The sequence below is a fragment of the Sorangium sp. So ce887 genome, assembly GCF_051521455.1.
In the GTDB taxonomy this organism is placed as follows: Bacteria; Myxococcota_A; Polyangia; order Polyangiales; family Polyangiaceae; genus Sorangium.
In genome coordinates, this window is the sequence record NZ_CP150354.1 from 8,272,162 (window position 1) to 8,288,770 (window position 16,609).

11 protein-coding genes are annotated in these 16,609 nt (G+C 71.5%); 4 read left to right on the forward strand and 7 right to left on the reverse strand.

The genetic code is table 11. The features are described 5' to 3' along the window. From WMF36_RS30730 to WMF36_RS30745, 4 genes are all read right to left on the reverse strand, one after another. A complete protein-coding gene (locus WMF36_RS30730; RefSeq protein ID WP_437574323.1) occupies nt 1-1,152 on the reverse strand; it encodes a DUF448 domain-containing protein in 1,152 nt (383 codons plus the stop codon). A gap of 46 nt (nt 1,153-1,198) precedes the next feature. Then, entirely contained in the window at nt 1,199-2,842 is a 1,644-nt protein-coding gene (gene nusA / locus WMF36_RS30735) for a transcription termination factor NusA (protein ID WP_437574324.1), read from the reverse strand. A 30-nt stretch (nt 2,843-2,872) separates the two neighbouring features. Next, complete coding sequence (gene rimP, locus WMF36_RS30740; RefSeq protein WP_437574325.1) at nt 2,873-3,505, reverse strand: ribosome maturation factor RimP; 633 nt, start codon at nt 3,503-3,505, stop codon at nt 2,873-2,875. Nucleotides 3,506-3,797: 292 nt separating this feature from the next. Beyond that, nucleotides 3,798-4,982, reverse strand: a complete 1,185-nt coding sequence (locus tag WMF36_RS30745) for a phosphoglycerate dehydrogenase (RefSeq protein ID WP_437574326.1) — start codon at nt 4,980-4,982, stop codon at nt 3,798-3,800. A gap of 61 nt (nt 4,983-5,043) precedes the next feature. On the opposite strand from WMF36_RS30745, the gene WMF36_RS30750 reads away from it, so the two are divergent. Continuing rightward, nucleotides 5,044-6,057, forward strand: a complete 1,014-nt coding sequence (locus tag WMF36_RS30750; RefSeq protein ID WP_437574327.1) for an FG-GAP repeat domain-containing protein — start codon at nt 5,044-5,046, stop codon at nt 6,055-6,057. Here WMF36_RS30750 and WMF36_RS30755 read toward each other — a convergent pair. Genes WMF36_RS30755 through WMF36_RS30765 form a run of 3 tightly spaced genes read right to left on the reverse strand, consistent with a single transcriptional unit; the run spans nt 6,014 to nt 10,240 of the window. Then, the gene (locus WMF36_RS30755) at nt 6,014-7,828 is read right to left on the reverse strand and encodes a hypothetical protein (RefSeq protein ID WP_437574328.1); all 1,815 of its coding nucleotides are present in this window, start codon (nt 7,826-7,828) and stop codon (nt 6,014-6,016) included. The two genes, WMF36_RS30750 and WMF36_RS30755, sit on opposite strands and share 44 nt — an antisense overlap. Nucleotides 7,829-7,840: 12 nt before the next feature. Then, a complete protein-coding gene (locus tag WMF36_RS30760; protein WP_437574329.1) occupies nt 7,841-8,479 on the reverse strand; it encodes a hypothetical protein in 639 nt (212 codons plus the stop codon). 15 nt (nt 8,480-8,494) lie between these two features. Then, nucleotides 8,495-10,240, reverse strand: a complete 1,746-nt coding sequence (locus tag WMF36_RS30765) for a protein kinase domain-containing protein (protein WP_437581981.1) — start codon at nt 10,238-10,240, stop codon at nt 8,495-8,497. Nucleotides 10,241-10,478: 238 nt separating this feature from the next. On the opposite strand from WMF36_RS30765, the gene WMF36_RS30770 reads away from it, so the two are divergent. The 3 genes from WMF36_RS30770 to WMF36_RS30780 all read left to right on the forward strand — a co-directional run bounded on the left by WMF36_RS30770 (nt 10,479) and on the right by WMF36_RS30780 (nt 16,602). Then, nucleotides 10,479-11,732 (forward strand): hypothetical protein, encoded by a 1,254-nt coding sequence (locus WMF36_RS30770; protein ID WP_437574330.1) that lies wholly within the window; start codon nt 10,479-10,481, stop codon nt 11,730-11,732. Between the two features lie 223 nt (nt 11,733-11,955). After that, nucleotides 11,956-13,701 (forward strand): serine/threonine protein kinase, encoded by a 1,746-nt coding sequence (locus WMF36_RS30775; RefSeq protein ID WP_437574331.1) that lies wholly within the window; start codon nt 11,956-11,958, stop codon nt 13,699-13,701. Between the two features lie 261 nt (nt 13,702-13,962). Continuing rightward, the gene (locus tag WMF36_RS30780; protein WP_437574332.1) at nt 13,963-16,602 is read left to right on the forward strand and encodes a TonB-dependent receptor domain-containing protein; all 2,640 of its coding nucleotides are present in this window, start codon (nt 13,963-13,965) and stop codon (nt 16,600-16,602) included. Nucleotides 16,603-16,609: the final 7 nt, after the last annotated feature.

Consider the following 16,609-nt stretch of genomic DNA (forward strand, 5'->3'; position numbering starts at 1 on the left):
TTAACCAATCCGCTTCACCCATCCGCGCGGGCGACCCGTTGCGGCCACTCTGTCCACCGTCGTGGCGCGTCCGGCAGAACCGGACCTCGCCACCGTGCCCCCGACAGGGCCGCCTTCCCCGGTGCCCCGCGCAATTGCAAGAAGCCGACCGGACCCACTCTTTGACGCCAGCCGCTCGTCGCGGCCAGCAAGCCCGCCCGCCGGGCTGTCAGGTTTTTCCCCGACCCCCTCGGACGCTGGCCGAGCGCCAGAGCTGAGGTGCTCGACGTGCTCGACGTCCACCCCCGCCCTCCCCGATCCACGGCGAGGGGCCGGGCCAGCATGGCCGGACGCAGCCTTCCGTCGCTCGGGGACCCCACCTGTTTCCGACCGGACAGCCGCGTTGCGCGCCGACCGCCCCCTTCGACCGGAGCTGCCGCGCCCGCCCTCCGCGGCGCCCTCGCCCCGCTCGATGCGGGCGCAGGCGTCCACGACGTGCGCTGCGTGCGCAACGGCGACCGCGAGCGATGCCGAGAAGATCGCCATCACCGCCACGCCGCGCTCGCGCGGGCCGCCCGCCAGGGAGCCGAGCACCTGTTGGGTGCCCCATGCGACAGCGCGCCCCTCCGCGATCGCCCGCCGCACCTCCGGTAGATCCGCGCCTGCCGGCGCGTCGCACGCGACCAGCAGGAGCGCGGCCTCGCCCCGCTCGCACGACCCCACGACCGCATCGGTGCCGATCGCCACGCTCTGAGAGCGGACGGCCGCACGGATGAGCCCCTGGAGCCGGCGCTCCGTCGCCTCCCGGATGGCCCGCGCCAGCGAGACGGCCGTGAGCGGCTCCGCGCCCGGGGCGGCCTGATCGCCGGCGCCCTCCGCGCCCGGGCCTGAATTTCCCAGGATCGCGTGGACCCGCCCCTTGGCGGCACGGGCGAGACCCCGGGCGACCGCGGCCGCCACGCAGTCCCGCTGCGGATGGACGTGGGCGCCCCGCCCGAACCCGCCGTCGCCCGGATCGACCGCGACCACGCCGCCGGGACCGAGGATGAGCCGGACGAGCGGACGAGCGCCGCGGACGTCATCGACGCCGACGCGCTCCCCGCAGCCGACACACGTGCGCACCCGCCCCCTCTCGAAGGGCTCGCGCTCACCCGCGTCGTTCTGTCTGCTCACCAATGATTCCATCCTCGGTCCTCTGAACCCCACTCCTTGAAACGCGTTACACGTGTCTCGCTTCGGCGGCGCGACGAATGTCCGCCCGCGCTGCATCGAGCACCTTCTGCTCGCTCTCGACGAAGTCCCGCGCGCCCTGCTTGATGGCGCGCGCCTTCTTGATGCCAAGGCCCGTGCGGATCGCCAGCCGATCCTCGTCTTCTCGCAGCAGGTCCTCCACGCTGCGGTACCCGGCTTCCTCCAGCAGTACCACCGTCCGCTCGCCGACGCCGCGGATGAACATCAGCCGCTCGCGGTCGGTGAGGGGCTCGGTGCGCGAGCTCGCGGTACGGATGCGCTCCTGACGCAGTCGCTCCATCGTCGTGTCCGCCTGCGCCTTGATGCGCTCGGCGGCCTCGGCGCCGCCGAGGCCCGGGATGGCGGCGAGCTCCTCGACCGAGGCCTCGCTCACCTCTTCCAGGGCGCGGAAGCCGAGCCGGTACATGGACTTGGCGATCTGCTCGGTCACCCAGTCAATCTGCTGCAGGGCGGAGATCGCCTCCTCCTCCATCTGCTTGAACTTTGTCTCGCTGATGATGTCGAGCTTCCAGTTGGTCAGCTGCGCGGCGAGCCGCACGTTCTGGCCCTTGCGCCCGATCGCGAGCGACAGCTTCTCGTCCGGGACCACGAGCTCCATGCGCCCGTCGGCCTCGTCGACGATCACCTTGTGCACCTCGGCCGGCTGGATCGCGGCGATGACGTAGCGCGCCGGATCCCGATCGAACGGCACGATGTCGATCTTCTCGCCGCGGAGCTCCTGGACCACGGCCTGCACGCGCGAGCCCTTCATGCCCACGCACGCGCCCACCGGGTCGACGTCCGCGTCGCGGCTGGTCACCGCGATCTTGGAGCGGGCGCCCGGCTCGCGGGCGACCGACACGATCCGCACGATGCCCTCGTAGATCTCGGGGACCTCGGCCTCGAAGAGCTTCTCGACGAGCCGGGGATCGGAGCGGGAGAGGATGACCTGCGGGCCGCGCGCCTCGCGATCGATGTCCTTCACGTACGCGACGATGCGGTCCCCCGGCCGGTACGTCTCGCGCGGCGTCTGCTCGCGGAACGTGAGCACACCCTCGGTGCGGCCGATGTCGACGATGATGTTGTTGCCCTTCTCGAACCGCCGCACGATACCGCGAATGAGCTCGCCCTTGCGATCCTTGTACTCATTGAAGATGAGATCGCGCTCGGCGTCGCGCACGCGCTGGAGCAGGACCTGCTTCGCCGTCTGCGCGGCGATGCGCCCGAAGGTCGTGCGGCCGTGCTTCAGCTTCAGGATGTCGCCGTACTCCTTGTCCTGATCGCGCGCCTTCTCCGCGTCCTCGGGGCGCCAGAAGACCTGGAAGCCGAGCTCCTCGCCCAGGGTCGCGTCCAGCTTGAGCTTGTCCACGTCAGTGATGGAGATCTCGCGCTCCGGCTCCGCCACGGCCTCGACCACGGTCATGTACTGGAAGAGGTCGATCTGCCCGCTGTCCTCGTTGAAGCGCGCCTCGAGCTCGCGGGTGGGGCCGAAGACGCTCTGCGCGGCCTTCAAGATCGCGGCCTCGATCGTCTCGACAAGGATCTTCTTGTCGATCCCCTTCTCCTTCGCGACCTGATCGAGGATGCTGCCGAGGCTCGTCTCCGAGGTCGGCATCGCTGCCATCGTTGCCATGACGTCCCTGTCTCCTGATCTTTCTTCTCTCTACTTGCGCTTCTCGGAACCGCGCGCGCTCCGCATTGAGGCCGGTCGCGGAGCCGCCTCCGAGAGCCGCTTCGTCGGCCCCGACTCCTTAGCGGTCTCCTTGCCCTGCCGCTGCCCCTTCTTGGGCTTGGGCTGCGACGAGAGCTCGAAGACGAGGCGCGCCTCCATGACATCCGAAAACGGCACCTCGATCCGCTTGCCGTCGACCAGGACCGCGACCTGCCCCTCCGGAGCCGTAAGGAGCTCGCCCCGGAGCACCCGCTGGCCGTCCGGCGCCGGGCGCGACAGCTTCACCTTCGCCGTCTTGCCGAGGAAGCGGACGAACTCGGCCGGTGTGCGCACCCGCCGGTCGAGGCCCGGAGAGCTGACCTCGAGGTTGTAATGGTTGGGTATGAGATCCTCGACGTCGAGGACCGAGGAGACGTCGCGCGACACATCCACGCAGTCCTCCAGCGTGACGCCGCCGCCCACCTCGGCCGCCCCCTCGCGCTCGATCGTGAGCCGCAGCGTCCAGCCCGCACGCTCGGTGGTCCACTCCAGGTCGACGAGCGTGACCCCATGCGTGGCAAGCACCGGCGCGAGGGCGTCGCGAACGCGCCCGAGATCGAACACTGCTCTGGTCGAAGGCTCCATCAGTTGCGGCATGTGCATGTGAGAGACGTCACCCTTGGCGGATCCGGGAACTTTCAGCGCCATGAACCCCGAGCGACGGTGCCCGGCGCCCCTGCGCCAAAAAAAAAGAGCCGATTCCCGAACTGGGAACCCGGCTCGCGGATCCGCCTAGTTGTCGGCGGACAACCTAGTCGAATGCTGGACCTCATGCAAGGGGGGATACGGGCAAACCGCCCCCTCGTGGCCGGGGATCTCCCCGCCGGTTCGCCCCCGCCCTGGTCTGCGCCGCGTCACCGCCGGAGGGCGGGCTGCCTTACGCCAGATTCGGCAGCGCGACGATATCCACGTGCAGGACCTCCTCAAACGCCGCGATTTCCTTCAGGCAGGCTTCGCTCGGCCGGCCGGAGACCCGCATCTTCGTGCACGTGGCAGTGGCCCCCTCGAAGACGGTATTTGAAATCTCCTCGATGTTGATTCCGTGCCGTTTCATGACGCTGAGCGTGTTCGCGAGCACGCCGACCTTGTCCAGCATCCGGACGACGACCGCGTAGCGAGCGGGCGAGGTAGCGCAGATGTTGACCACGTTGGGCAGCTCCTCCTCCGTCATGAAGGAGCGGATGATCCGGGCCGTCTCGAGGGCGATGGCCCGCTGGGCCTGCTCCGTCTGCGCGGCGATGTGCGGGGTCCCATAGACGAGCCCCCGCGCCAGGAGGTGCGACTCGAACGACGCCGAGCCCTTGTCGGGCTCGCTGGCGAAGACGTCGAGGCCGACCCGCAGCCCCTTGCGCGGGATGAGCTCCTCGAGCGCGGCGTAGTCCAGGACCTCCGGGCGCGCGGCGTTCACGACGATCGCGCCGTCGGGGAGCGCCTCGAGGACGCTCCGGCCGACGATGCCGCGCGTCTGCGGGGTGGCCGTCAGGTGGATGGTGAAGATGTCCGAGCGGGCAGCCAGGTCCTCCAGGGTCCGGGCGTAGCTGACGTCGAGCTTGGCGGCGCGGCCCGGCGTCAGCGAGCGCGACCAGGCGTGCGGCTCGAGCCCGAAGGCGCGGGCGCGCATCAGCACCTCGCGGCCAATCGCGCCGAGCCCCGCGATCCCGATCCGCCGGCCGAACAGCCCCCGGGCCGACGAGTACTTCGTCTTCTCCCAGCGGCCGGCCCGGAGCTCGGACGTCGCGTCGACCAGCCGGCGGTCGAGCGCGAGGATGAACGCCATCGTCAGCTCTGCCACCGCGGTCGCGTTCTTGCCGGGGCAGTTCGCCACGTAGACGCCGCGCGCGCTCGCCGCCGCGACGTCGATCGTGCCCACGCCGACCCCGGCCCGCACGATCAGGTTGAGCTGACGGCCAGCCTCGATCGCCTTCGCCGTGACCTCCGTCGAGCGAACGACGAGAATGCCGATCCCGTCCAGGGCCGCCGGCAGCGTGTCCTGGGTGAGCTCGGGGCGGGACTCGATCTGGATCCCGAGTACCTTGAGCTCTTCCAGAGCCGAGAGATCCATCTTATCGGCGACTAGCAGGCGCATGCGGAAGGGAACGGTAACAGAAAAGCTCTCGCTGACGATGTGCGTTCTGCTCATCTCCTGCGCCAGCGATCATCAGGTCTCGCCCTGGGGCACCGCGCGCAGGCCGCCCCTCGGCGCGTACGTCACGCCCCCGGACCTCGAGGCTCAGCTGCGCGCCATCGACGTGGAGACCGCCGAGCTCGGGCTGAAGCTCGAGGTCGAGCTCCGCGGCGCGCTCCCGCGCCGCGGAGGCGAGGTGGTCCTGCGCGGCTACCGCGGGACCGACGCGCTCGGGCGCCGCACCTCGGCGGTCCGCGTGGCGACGCCGCGCGGCGTGGTCATGGCCGCGGGGCCCCTCGACAGCGGGCGCATGGACCGCAGCCAGGCGACCCAGCTGATGCCGTCGCTCCTCCCGGGATCGCAGCCGGACGCGACGGAGCAGCTCGGGGCGTTCCGCTCGGGGACCGATCTCAACCGCGACGGTGCGCCGGACGTCGTGCTCAGAAACGAGGCGGGAGAGCTGGAGATCTGGGGCGTACACCCGCTCGGCGCGACCCGGTACACCGTCGAGCTCGCGATGCCACCGCGGCTCGCGCTCGACGTCGACCACGACGGCACGCTGGAGCTCGCCGGTCGGATCGGCGTGGCCGAGGAGGATCCCATCGCGCCGGATCTCCTCGACGTCGCGGGCTTCGAGGGCGATCGCTACACGCACCGGGGCAGCGCGGCGCAGGCGTTTCATGAGACGCGCGCGCGAGGCCCGGGCGCGGAGGCGGCCGGGCAGGGTAAGCGGCAGGAGCCGCCGAAGGACGACGCTGCGCGGCTCAGGGGCGCGCTCGAGCATGCCTGGCACGCGCTGCTCGCGGGCAGGCCGGCGGCGGAGACGCTCGCGGCGCTCGACCGAGAGCCGGTGCCGCCCGCGCTCCGGGGGGCGTTCACGGCCCACCGCGCGCGGGTGGCGAGCGCGGCCCCGGCGGCCCCGAGGGGCGCCCCGGCCGGGGAGGAGCCACGCGGGCGCGGCGGCGCGCCTACTCGTCCGCAGGGAGCATCGGAAACGCCTGACCGGCGCTGAGGACGATGATGCCCGGGATCGCACCGGGCCCCCTGTAGCCGCGCGTGAGCGGGAAGCCCCAGTCGACGCGCGTGACGATGCGGTTGAACTGCGGGAAGAGGGCCCGGAGCCCGAAGCCCGCCGACTGCTTGAGGCGCAGCTCGTCGTAGCCGTCGAACGCGTCGCCGGCGTCGAAGAAGGCCGCGCCACCGAGCTGACACGACCAGATCTCCACCGGGCGCGTGCGGAGCTCGAGGTTCGCGGAGAGCACGTCCTCGCCGATGAACGCCGCCGACTTGTACCCGCGGAGGCGCGTCTCGCCGCCGAGCGGCGACTGCCTGTTGAGGTAATTCCGGTAGCGGTCGAGCAACCGCACGTCGAACACGAGCCGCCCGACGCCGAAGCTCGGCGTGTGCACGCGCGCGCGCGCCTCGATCGAGGCGTCGAAGATCCGGGAGCGGTCGAGCTCCGTGACGGTCTCGACCACCGCGCGCGCGAGGCCGTCGCCGAGCGCGACGGTGTACGCCGCCGCGGCGGAGACGCCGAGGAAGCTCCGGGTGGAGTTGAGCGCGGTCGTGACCGGGTAGAGCAGGATCGAGAGCTCGTGTCCGAGCCGGTAGTCCTCCTGCAGCGCGAGCGTGTTGAAGTCGAGCACGCGCGAGAAGCGGGTCGAGTACGTGGAGTACTTGAACGTCGGCGCGACGCGGGTGTCGCTCACCGGCATCACGCGCGCCTCGAACTCGGCGAGCGCGGCCGGAGCGAAGCCCGCGGGCGCGTCGAGGCGGTACACCTTGCGGCTCGCCTCGATGCCCACCGAGAAATCGTGCTTCACGGCCGAGGCGGCGGCGCCGAAGCTGCGCGTGACGGCGTAGCCGCCCACCAGGAGATCGCTCCGGTAGCGGTACGGGATGCGGTCGTCGTCCGGCGTGGCGCTCGCGTCGAAGGTGGCGAGCTTCGCGCCGATGAAGCGGCGGGTCACCTCGTCACGCCAGGTGACCTCGGCGTCCCAGGCCCACTCCGCCTCCGTCGCGTAGAGCGGCTGCCCGTACACGAACTCGCCGCGCGTGCCCTCGAGCTCGCCGGTCTGCCGATCGACGATCGCGTTCAGCTCGGTCCGCATCCGCACGTGGCTGCCCCCGATGCCCGGCATCGCGTAGGCGACGCCGAGCGAGAGCGCGCCGGGATCGAGCGTGAGCTGCGCCGCGACGGCGTGGTGGATGCCGAGCAGGTTCTGCTCGGCGGCCTGCAGGAAGAGCTTCTCGAGCTCCCCCTCGGCGATGCGGTAGTCCGTGTTGAGGCGCAGGCTCCAGACGTCCTTGGTGGCGACCGCGACCCGCACCCGATCCGGCGCGCTGCCCCGCACGGCGAAGACGAGGACGAGCGACACCTGGCTCAGGCCACGCAGGTTGCGCGCCGACTCATCGGCGAGCGCCTGCGCGTAGGGGCGCCCGACCGCGAGCAGCACCTCGCGCCGGATGACGTACGGCCGCGAGAGCGCGTGGAACCAGTTCAGGAAGGACGGCGCGGGATCGCGGTCCTCGATCACCTCGAACGGGACCACGTCGATCCCCTCGACGATCTTGCCCTCGGGGGCGGGATCGAGCGTCGCGCCGAGCCGCGCCAGGGCGCGATCGATCGTGGCGCTCTCGTAGCTCGAGTAGCCCTCGTGCTGGCGAGGCTCGGCCGGCGCAGCCGGCGCGCTCTGCTGCGCCTGCGCCTGCGACGCGATCGCGATGACCGCCCCGAGGAGCGAAGGCGCGCAGCGCATCAGCACGATCGATGCGCGCCGCACGAGCCGCTCGCCTCAGAAGGAGTCGCTGGCAGGGTACGTCGCCATGACGTTGATCTTGTACTTCACGTACTGGTGCGGGATCGTCCCCCAGTCGGGCGTCGGCATCGCGCGCTTCACGCAGCGGAGCAGCTCCTTCGTCTTCGCGCGGTCCACCGTCGTCGACTTGCCGGCGTAGACGTTGGTGCGCTTGCGCCGGAAGTCCATCTCGAAGACGAAGCTCACCGTGACGCTCGCCTTGCCGGACGGGGCGCACTGGACGTTGTCGCGGATCGCGCGCGCGAGGGCGTCCTCGAAGAAGGTGACGTGATCGCAGCGCTCGGGCGGCGTGGTGCCCGGGCCGGGGTTCTCGCACTTGATCGTGGTGAACGGCGAGAGCTTGACGCCCTCCGCCAGCGCGGCGCCCGCGTCGGCGAGCGCCCCCGCGTCCCAGGCGTAGGCGCCGGCGTCGGCCGTCGCGGCGTCGGCGGACGGGATCGACTCAGGCTTCGGGCGGCGCCAGAGGTAGAGCGGCACCGCCACGAGGATTAGCCCCGCGACGAGCGCGATGATGATCTGGAGCCGCACGGGGCGCTCGCCGCCGCCGCGACCGAGATAACGGTACGGCGAGGGCTGAGACGGCGGACTGGACGGGAACGGAGGCCGGCTGTTCATCGGACGCGTTCAGGTTCAATCGATGAGCGTCCGCGCAGGGCGCCCGGGCTCGCCCTTCACCAGCGTCGCGCCAAGCTCGAGCGTCTCGGGGAGCATCCCCTGAACCTGCGCGACCACCTGCTCGACCACGTGGCGAGCCTCGTCGATGCTCGGACCCACGATCGAGACCACGAATTTGAGCGGCCCCGTCCGCCCCGCCACGGCGGGGGTGAGGCTGAGCAGGAGCATCTCGGTCAGATCGATCACCCGCTGCGCCGCCTTCCGCAAGGCGAGCATCTCCAGGATGGTCGGGCGCTCGCTGACCTGGCGGTTCGGCCCGCGCAGCTCGTAGCGCGCGACCTGCATCGGCACCTCGGCCCAGTCGGCGAACAGGCCGTCCTCGTCGATCGCCTTCATCAGGTGCTCGCGCACGAGCAGGCCGGTGAGGCCGTCGCGCTTCGCGAGGTACTGCTTCGCGCGCCGGTGCTGCGGCGAGTCCGGGCCGAAGGTCACGAGCTTCATCCGGCACTCGCCGACCTGCACCTCGCCGCCGTGCAGCAGCGAGACCTGCGACTTGCGCTCGTAGTTGAAGTCCGCGTAGGTGCCGTTCGTGCTGCCCTGATCCTCGATCAGCCACGAGCCCGTCTGCCACTTGAGGATCGCGTGCGCCCCCGAGACGGTCGCCTCGGGCACGCACAGGCTCTGATCGCTGCGCCGGCCGAGCGCGAGCTTCGTGTCGTGCAGCGGCAGCAGCGAGCCGACGATCTCGGGCGCGTTCGTCGCGTACGTCACGAGCAGCGACTGCGCCGCGGGGGTGAAGTTCAGCTTGAGCGCGCCGCCCGGCGGCGGCCCCGGATCGAGGCGCTCGCGCGGCAGCTGGATCGGGCTCGTCGTGAGCTGCGACGGGTTGAAGAAGCGCATGTGCCGCGCCTGCGGCCGCATCGACGGATCTTCGTTGAGGCCGCGGAAGATCTGCCGCACCTCGTCGATCGACAGGCCCGCCGGGACGTCGAACATGATCTGCTGCTTCATCGTCTTGAGCCGCGGCTTGTAGCCGGGCTCAGGGACGCGGCAGGTCCACATCTCCCAGAGCGTCAGGGCCATGGCGTACACGTCGTCCTCGGGGCTCGCGCCGCCGTTGCGCAGCCGCTCGGGAGACATGTAGTTCGGCGTGCCGCCGTCGGGCGGCGCGCCGGGGCGGCGCGCCGAGGCGCGGGCGCGCTCCTGCGCGAAGCCGAAGTCGAGGATCACCGCGCGGCCCTCGGAGACCATCACGTTGCCGGGCTTCAGGTCGCCGTGCACGAGGCCCTGCGCGTGGATGGCCGCGAGCCCGTTGCAGACCTCGCTCGCTATCTTGCGGAACTCGTCCGCCGTGTAGCCGCCCTGGGCCTTGCGCTTGCGGATGTGCGTGTGGAGCGTCTGCCCGGGGATCTGCTCCATCACGAGGATGGGGCCCCACGGGCTCGGCGCGAGGTCGTGCACGCGGCAGACGTTCGGGTGGCCGACCGAGCGCGCGAGGAGGAGCTCCTGGCGGAGCGCCTCGTCGTCGCCCGGCATGCGCGACTCTTCGCGAACCACCTTCAGAGCCACGGTCTGCTGGGTCGAGCGATCGAAGGCCAGGAAGACCTCGCCCATGCCGCCTTTACCGAGGCTCTGACGGATGTCGTAACGATCGTTGATGACCGTTCCGGCAGTAATGGGAGGAGGGGGTGTCTTGGTCACGGCCCGCGGTGGATAAAAGGAGCGCGAACCGGAGCGTGCCCGACACCGGCTGCGGCGCACAGCGTCGTCCATCTGAACGTGGAGCGCAACGGTCGTTCTGGGGGACAGGCAGGACACCGCGCGGCGGCAGCCGCCGGCCCGCTGGTTTGTGCCGAGATCGCCCCTCCGGACGCCCCGGGCGCCGGGATCTCTTGACGATGACCGCCGATTTGTTTACGCGGCTCGATCAGCCCGGCGCGACCGCCGTGCGCCGGCGCTGACGACGCGAGGCGCTCCGGGCCAGCGAGCCGGTGGAGCCGTGATCCGGCGCAGCGCCCCCGCCGGCCCGGAGCCCGGGACGGACGCGATCACCGGACCGCAGCGCCGCGGATCCTCGGAGGCATCGATGCGCTGGGACGGCTGGATCCAACAGGGAAGAGCGCGCCTCGCCGCGGCGGCGCTCTGCGCAGCGGCGGCGCTCGCGCTGGGCTGCGGCGACGACACGGACGGGAGCGCCGGAGCGACGTCGGGCGGGAGCGGCGACGCGGACGGCGCCGGGTGCCTGGACGCGCGATCCCACGACGCGCTCTTCTCGCTGGTCGACCCCGCGTGGTGCGCCATCGCCGTCTACACGACGGACGAGGAGATCGGCTTCGCCTCGGTGACGTGGGGACGGCACGGCGGACCGATGCTCGCGCGGAGCGACGCCGATGGCGCGGTCGAGATCGTGCGGCTCACGCCGCCGGACGGAGCGGACGGGGAGCTCGCCGCGGCGCGGACGACCGTCGACGCCGGCATCCCCGACGGCGCCTTCCTCGGCGGACAGGCCGTGGACCTGCCCTTCTTCGGCTGGACGGCGATCTCGTGGACCAGCGCGTTCCCCGACACGCGCGGGGACCTGGTCCTCATCGAGGACCGCGCGGTGGCGAAGCGCTACGAGGTGAACGGCTTCTTCGCGGTCGCCGCCGTCGAGGGGCGCCTGCTCCACACCGGGCTCTCGCCGCTCGGCGATCCCGCCGCGGGCCCGAACGGCCTCTATGCAGCCGACCGCTGCGGCGCGGCGGGGCAGGACGCGCGGCTCGTGCCGGAGGGCGACGCGAGCTGCGCGGAGCCCACCGCCGTCGCGGCGTGGGGCGACAGCTCCGGCCCCGTCGCCGCGGACCTCCGCGGCAACGTGTTCGCCGTGCTCCCGTCTGCAGACGGAACGCAGCAGGCGCGCGGCTTCGCGGCCAGCGCGATCGCGCGGGGCGCCGGGCCTGCGGAGGGCGACGTCCTCTTCTCGCTCCCGGGCAGCGGCATGAGCCTGGCAGCCCTCGCGCCCGAGCAGGGCGCGCCGGGCCTCCTCGTCTTCCAGCCGAGCGACCCCGCGACCTACGAGGCGCTCGCGCCGGTCGCCGTCGCCTTCAGCGACGACGGCGGTCGCGTGCGCGCCGACGGCTCCCCGGCCCCGCTCCTCGAGCTCGCGACGGCGGGCACGTCGCTCGCGCTCCTCGCCGACGAGGAGAACCGCCTCTGGATCGGCGGCCCCCTGCCGAGCGGCGGGTTCCTGTTCGCTGTCGCCGCCCGACGCTGAGCCACCTCCAGCGGACCCTTCCGGCGCGATCACCGCGCCGGGAAGCCGCCGCACCGCGGCTCACCGACCGTCCGGACGGCAGCGCACCACATGCCGCGCATTTCCTGCGTGTATCGTGGCACTGCAGATTGACACGTCAGAGTCGCCTCAGTCACACTGCTCCCGAGGCGGCTGCTGTGTGTCCAATCTTCACCTCCTCACGCTGCCCGAGGAGAGGCACGACATGCCTGATGGCCGACAGCGAGAGGTAAACGGCAGCTCGAGGGCATCGAGGTCTGCCGCGCCGGACCCGCTGCTAGGGCGTGTCATCAACGGCCGCTTCAAGATCGTCAGCGTCATCGCCCGCGGCGGCATGGGCAAGGTGTACAGGGCCGAGCAAGCGCCGCTCGGCCGCATCTGCGCGCTCAAGGTGCTGAGCCCCAAGTACGAGGGCGACCACGATCCCGAGTTCCACAGGCGCTTCTTCCTCGAGGCGTCGACCGCGGCGAAGCTCTCGCACCCGAACACGGTCACCGTGTTCGACTACGGCCATAGCGACGACGATATCTACTACATCGCGATGGAGTACATCGAGGGGAAGACCCTCCACCGCGTGCTCCGCGAGGAAGGACCGTTCCCCGAGGCGCGCGTCGCGCACATCGCCCGCCAGATCTGCCGGTCGCTCCGCGAGGCGCACGCGATCGGCGTCGTGCACCGCGATCTCAAGCCGGGCAACGTGCTGCTCGTCGACCACGAAGACGAGCAGGACCACGTGAAGGTGCTCGATTTCGGGCTGGTCAAGGACACCCAGAGCGGCGAGGACCTGACGCAACAGGGCCTGTTCATGGGCTCGCCCAAGTACATGGCGCCCGAGCAGATCGCCGGCTGCGACGTGTCCGCGCGCACCGATATCTACGCGCTCGGCGTGATGATGTACGAGATGCTGTCGGGACAGGTGCCCTTCGACAAGGGCGCGAGCGTCGGGACGCTCATGTCGCACGTCCACGACCCGGTCCCGCCCATGCAGGTGCACAACCCGACGCTCTCCATCTCTCAGACGATGGAGGGGATCGTCTACCGCTGCCTGGAGAAGGACCCGGCGCAGCGCTTCTCCTCGATGAACGAGCTCGTGACCGCGCTCAAGTTCGCCGCGGGGGGCATCTCCACGCGAGACACGGGCGAGACCGCGCCCATGCTGCCGGGCACGACGAGCTACCGCGCGTCGGCCCCCTCGTATCCGTCGGCCTCGTCGTATCCGTCGATCCCTTCGTATCCGTCGGCTCCGTCGTACTCGACGTTGGGCGAGCTCCCGGCCCTCTCCACGCCGAACTCGTCACCTCCCACGAGCTCGCTCGTGACCTATACAGGCCCCCTCACCACCGACAGCGCGCTGAAGCCGCCGGCGGCGCCCCTCTTCGTCGCCCCGTCGATCACCGACTCGATGGGGCCGCGCCCGGCGCCGCACGCGGAGGGCCTCGCGTCGACCCAGCCCGGCGCGAGCCCGGGTCGGAAGGTCGTCCCCTGGGCGATCGCCGCGGCCCTCGCGGCCGTGGTCGGCGTCGCCGCCGTCATGACGACGCGCGCGCCGGCGGCAGAGACGAGCGCGGCGGCGCGCGAACCGAGCGCAGGGAGCACGCCGGCGGACGAGACGGCCCCGGAGGTGAACGCGCCCGCGGCGAACGCGCCCCCGGCGCGCCCGCTCCAGGTCGAGAGCACGCCGCCCGGAGCGGCGGTCAGGGAAGGCAACAAGGAGCTCTGCACCGAGACGCCGTGCGAGATCATCTGGCGCGGGAGGGCGGCCTCGCTCGCGTCCGAGCACGAGCTCGTGTTCGAGAAGCAGGGCTACAAGCCCGCGATCGTGCGCGTCTCCGGCGCCGAGGAGAAGGTGCGCGCGAAGCTCGATCCGGCCCCCATCACGGCGCCGGGGACGCCGAGCAAGCCCAGGGCGAACGCCCAGAAGACCGAGCCGTACAAGAGCAACCCGTACTGACGAGCGCGCGGACGCGCGCCGGCCGCTTTGTTAGAATCGCCGCGCCTTCGCGGCCAGAACCGCTTACCATGACCGCGGTGGCTTCGCGCTCGCGCGAGGGGCGTGGCGGGCGCTCCTCGCGTCGATGAAGTGTTCGGTGTGATGTGGGGAGCAGCGCCGTCCGCGCTCCCGAGCTCTCGCCGGGCTCGCCGTCGCGACCCGGCCTTTGTCGCCGGAGGCTCGCGGTCGCGCCCCCGGCCCCGATGAGGACAGGGCGAACGCATGTCGTCTTCCGATTCCTGCTCGCACGGCCTCCGCGACGCCGTCCCGGCGCCCGCCCCGACGAACGACGCCCGCGCAGCGCGGCCGCGCAGCGGGGCGGCGCTCGGGCGGAGGCTCTTGGCCTGCGCCGTCGCCCTCGGCGCGATGACCGCCCCGCGAGGCGCGCTCGCCGACGCCCGCACCGAGGCGCGCGTCCACTTCCGGGCAGGCATGGACCTCATCGCCCAGAAGCAGTTCGACGAGGGCATCCGCCAGCTCCACAAGGCCAACGAGATCCTCCCGCACCCGAACGTCGTCTTCAACATCGCGCGCGCGCACGCCGAGGCCGGCCACATCGAGCAGGCGATCGCCGCGTACCGCGAGTACATCGCGAGCGACCCCCCGGACAGGGAGCTGGCGACGCGGGTCGTGGAGCAGCTGGAGCAACGCCTCGCCGCGCAGCGCGCCGCGGCGGCCCCGGAGCCGAGGCAGCCGCCGGCGCCCGAGCCGCAGCCGCCCGGGCCGCAGCAGGCCGCCCCCGGCGACGCGCCCGCCCAGCCCACCGCCGGGCAGCCCACCGCCGAGGGCGCGCCCGCGAACGCCGCGGTCCCGGCGCCGGCGCCGGCATCGAGCGCGGCCCCCGGCGACGCCGCGGGGATCGTCGGCGCGGCCCGCACCGAGGACGTCTACCAGGAGACCGTCATCACCGCGTCGCGCGGCGCCCAGAGCCCGCTCGACTCCCCGAACTCCACGACCCTCGTCACCCGCCAGGACATCCGGCTCTCCGGGATGACCCGCATCCCGGAGCTGCTCCGGCGCGTCGCCGGCATGGACGTCATGCAGATCACGGGCGGCGACGCGAACGTCTCGATGCGCGGCTTCAACAGCCGCCTCGCGAACAAGCTCCTCGTCCTCGTGAACGGGCGCACGGTCAAGAACGACGTGCTCGGCTCGACCTTCTGGGAGGCGCTCTCGATCGACGTGGACCAGATCGAGCGCATCGAGGTGGTGCGCGGCCCGGGCTCGGCGCTCTACGGCGCCGACGCGTTCGCCGGCATCGTCAACATCATCACGATCGAGCCCGGCGTCGGGAAGAGCGGCTTCCGCGCCGGCTACGGCGATCACCAGCAGGGCTACGGCTCGGTGTGGACCTCGGCGCGCGAGGGGGACTTCGCGTACCGCCTGTCGGCGGGCTACACGCGCTACCCGCGGTGGACGCGCGAGGTCGCGGACGACCGGATCGACCTCGAGACAAGCGGCCAGAGCCAGGATCTCGGCGCGCAGAACGTGCGCATCGACCTCCGGGCCACGCAGCGGCTCGGGCCTCAGCGCGAGCTCGCGGTGGGCGCCGGCTATTCCCGGAGCGAGCTCGACGTCTACGGCATCGGCCCGTTCAACGACTACAACCTGGAGGCCGCCAACACGGACGCCTCGGTCGCGTACCGCAGCGAGAACGTCAACGCGCGGACGTACTACTCGCACATCGACGGGTACTCGCAGCTCAACGCCGCGTACCTCGGACACCCGTTGTACGCGGGGAGGCCGCGGCAGCACATCGTGAACGCCGAGCTCGAGTTCGTGAAGACGCTCCGGGCGCCCGCGCCCGTCGTGCACGACTTCCACATCGGCCTCGGCTACCGGCTCAAGGCGACCGACTGGAGCTACCTCGACGACGACATGCCGATCGAGCACCACGGCTCGGTGTTCCTCCAGGACTCGATGAAGCTCGGGGAGCGCGTCACGCTGGTCGCCTCCGGAAGGCTCGACTACGTGCCTTACCTGGAGCGGCTCATCCCGTCGCCGCGCGGCTCCGTCATCGTCAAGCCGACCCCGCGCCAGGCGATCCGCGTCTCCGGCTCGACCGCGTTCCGCTCGCCCACGTCGCTCGAGGCCTACGTCGACCTGCCGATCCAGCTCGCGCTGCCCGGCCTCGAGTTCCTCTCGACCACGCGGCCGCCGGTCAGGTCCGACGTCATCGTCGACCCCGAGCAGATCATCACCGCCGAGGCGAGCTACCTGAACCAGCAGAGCGACCAATTCGAGTTCGAGGTCACCGCGTACTACAACCGCGTGAGCAACCTCATCGTGCTCGCCGAGCCGCAGCGCACGACGCTCTCGCAGCGCGCCCAGGGGTTCGGGGGGCTGAACCCGGAGACGGGGCGCTACACCTCCGGCCTCGGCGGCTTCGAGAACCAGTGCGACATCTACCACGTGCTCGGCGGCGAGCTCGGCGGCCGCGTCTACCCCGCCGAGGGGCTCGACGTCTTCGCCAACTACGCGCTCAACCTGTCGGAGCAGGAGCTCCCGGCCGGGTGCAAGGCCCTCAAGGACGGGCGCACAAGCCAGCACAAGGTGAACGCGGGGGTCCAGGTCCGCACCCCGGTCGGCGTCGACGGCGAGGTCACGCTCCACTACCAGTCCAAGCAGGAGTGGGCCGAGCAGGTCCCGGCGGGGACGGTCATCGACACGCACATCTACAAGCTGCCCGCGTACACGCTGCTCAACGCGCGCCTCGGCTACCGCTTCCTGAACAACCGCGCCGAGATCTCCGCGACCGTCTTCAACGCGCTCGACGGGCTCGGCGATCAGCCGCTGCAGATGCACCCGTTCGGCAACCGCATCGGCCGGCGCTTCATGGGATTCCTCAGGTACTCGCTCTAGGCACCCC

What these genes read in the sequence shown, in the direction of transcription:
- nusA (WP_437574324.1), bottom strand. Translation starts at nt 2,842, where the DNA reads ATGGCAACGATGGCAGCGATGCCGACCTCGGAGACGAGCCTCGGCAGC.
- rimP (WP_437574325.1), bottom strand. Translation starts at nt 3,505, where the DNA reads ATGGAGCCTTCGACCAGAGCAGTGTTCGATCTCGGGCGCGTTCGCGAC.
- WMF36_RS30745 (WP_437574326.1), bottom strand. Translation starts at nt 4,982, where the DNA reads ATGGATCTCTCGGCTCTGGAAGAGCTCAAGGTACTCGGGATCCAGATC.
- WMF36_RS30750 (WP_437574327.1), top strand. Translation starts at nt 5,044, where the DNA reads ATGTGCGTTCTGCTCATCTCCTGCGCCAGCGATCATCAGGTCTCGCCC.
- WMF36_RS30760 (WP_437574329.1), bottom strand. Translation starts at nt 8,479, where the DNA reads ATGAACAGCCGGCCTCCGTTCCCGTCCAGTCCGCCGTCTCAGCCCTCG.
- WMF36_RS30775 (WP_437574331.1), top strand. Translation starts at nt 11,956, where the DNA reads ATGCCTGATGGCCGACAGCGAGAGGTAAACGGCAGCTCGAGGGCATCG.
- WMF36_RS30780 (WP_437574332.1), top strand. Translation starts at nt 13,963, where the DNA reads ATGTCGTCTTCCGATTCCTGCTCGCACGGCCTCCGCGACGCCGTCCCG.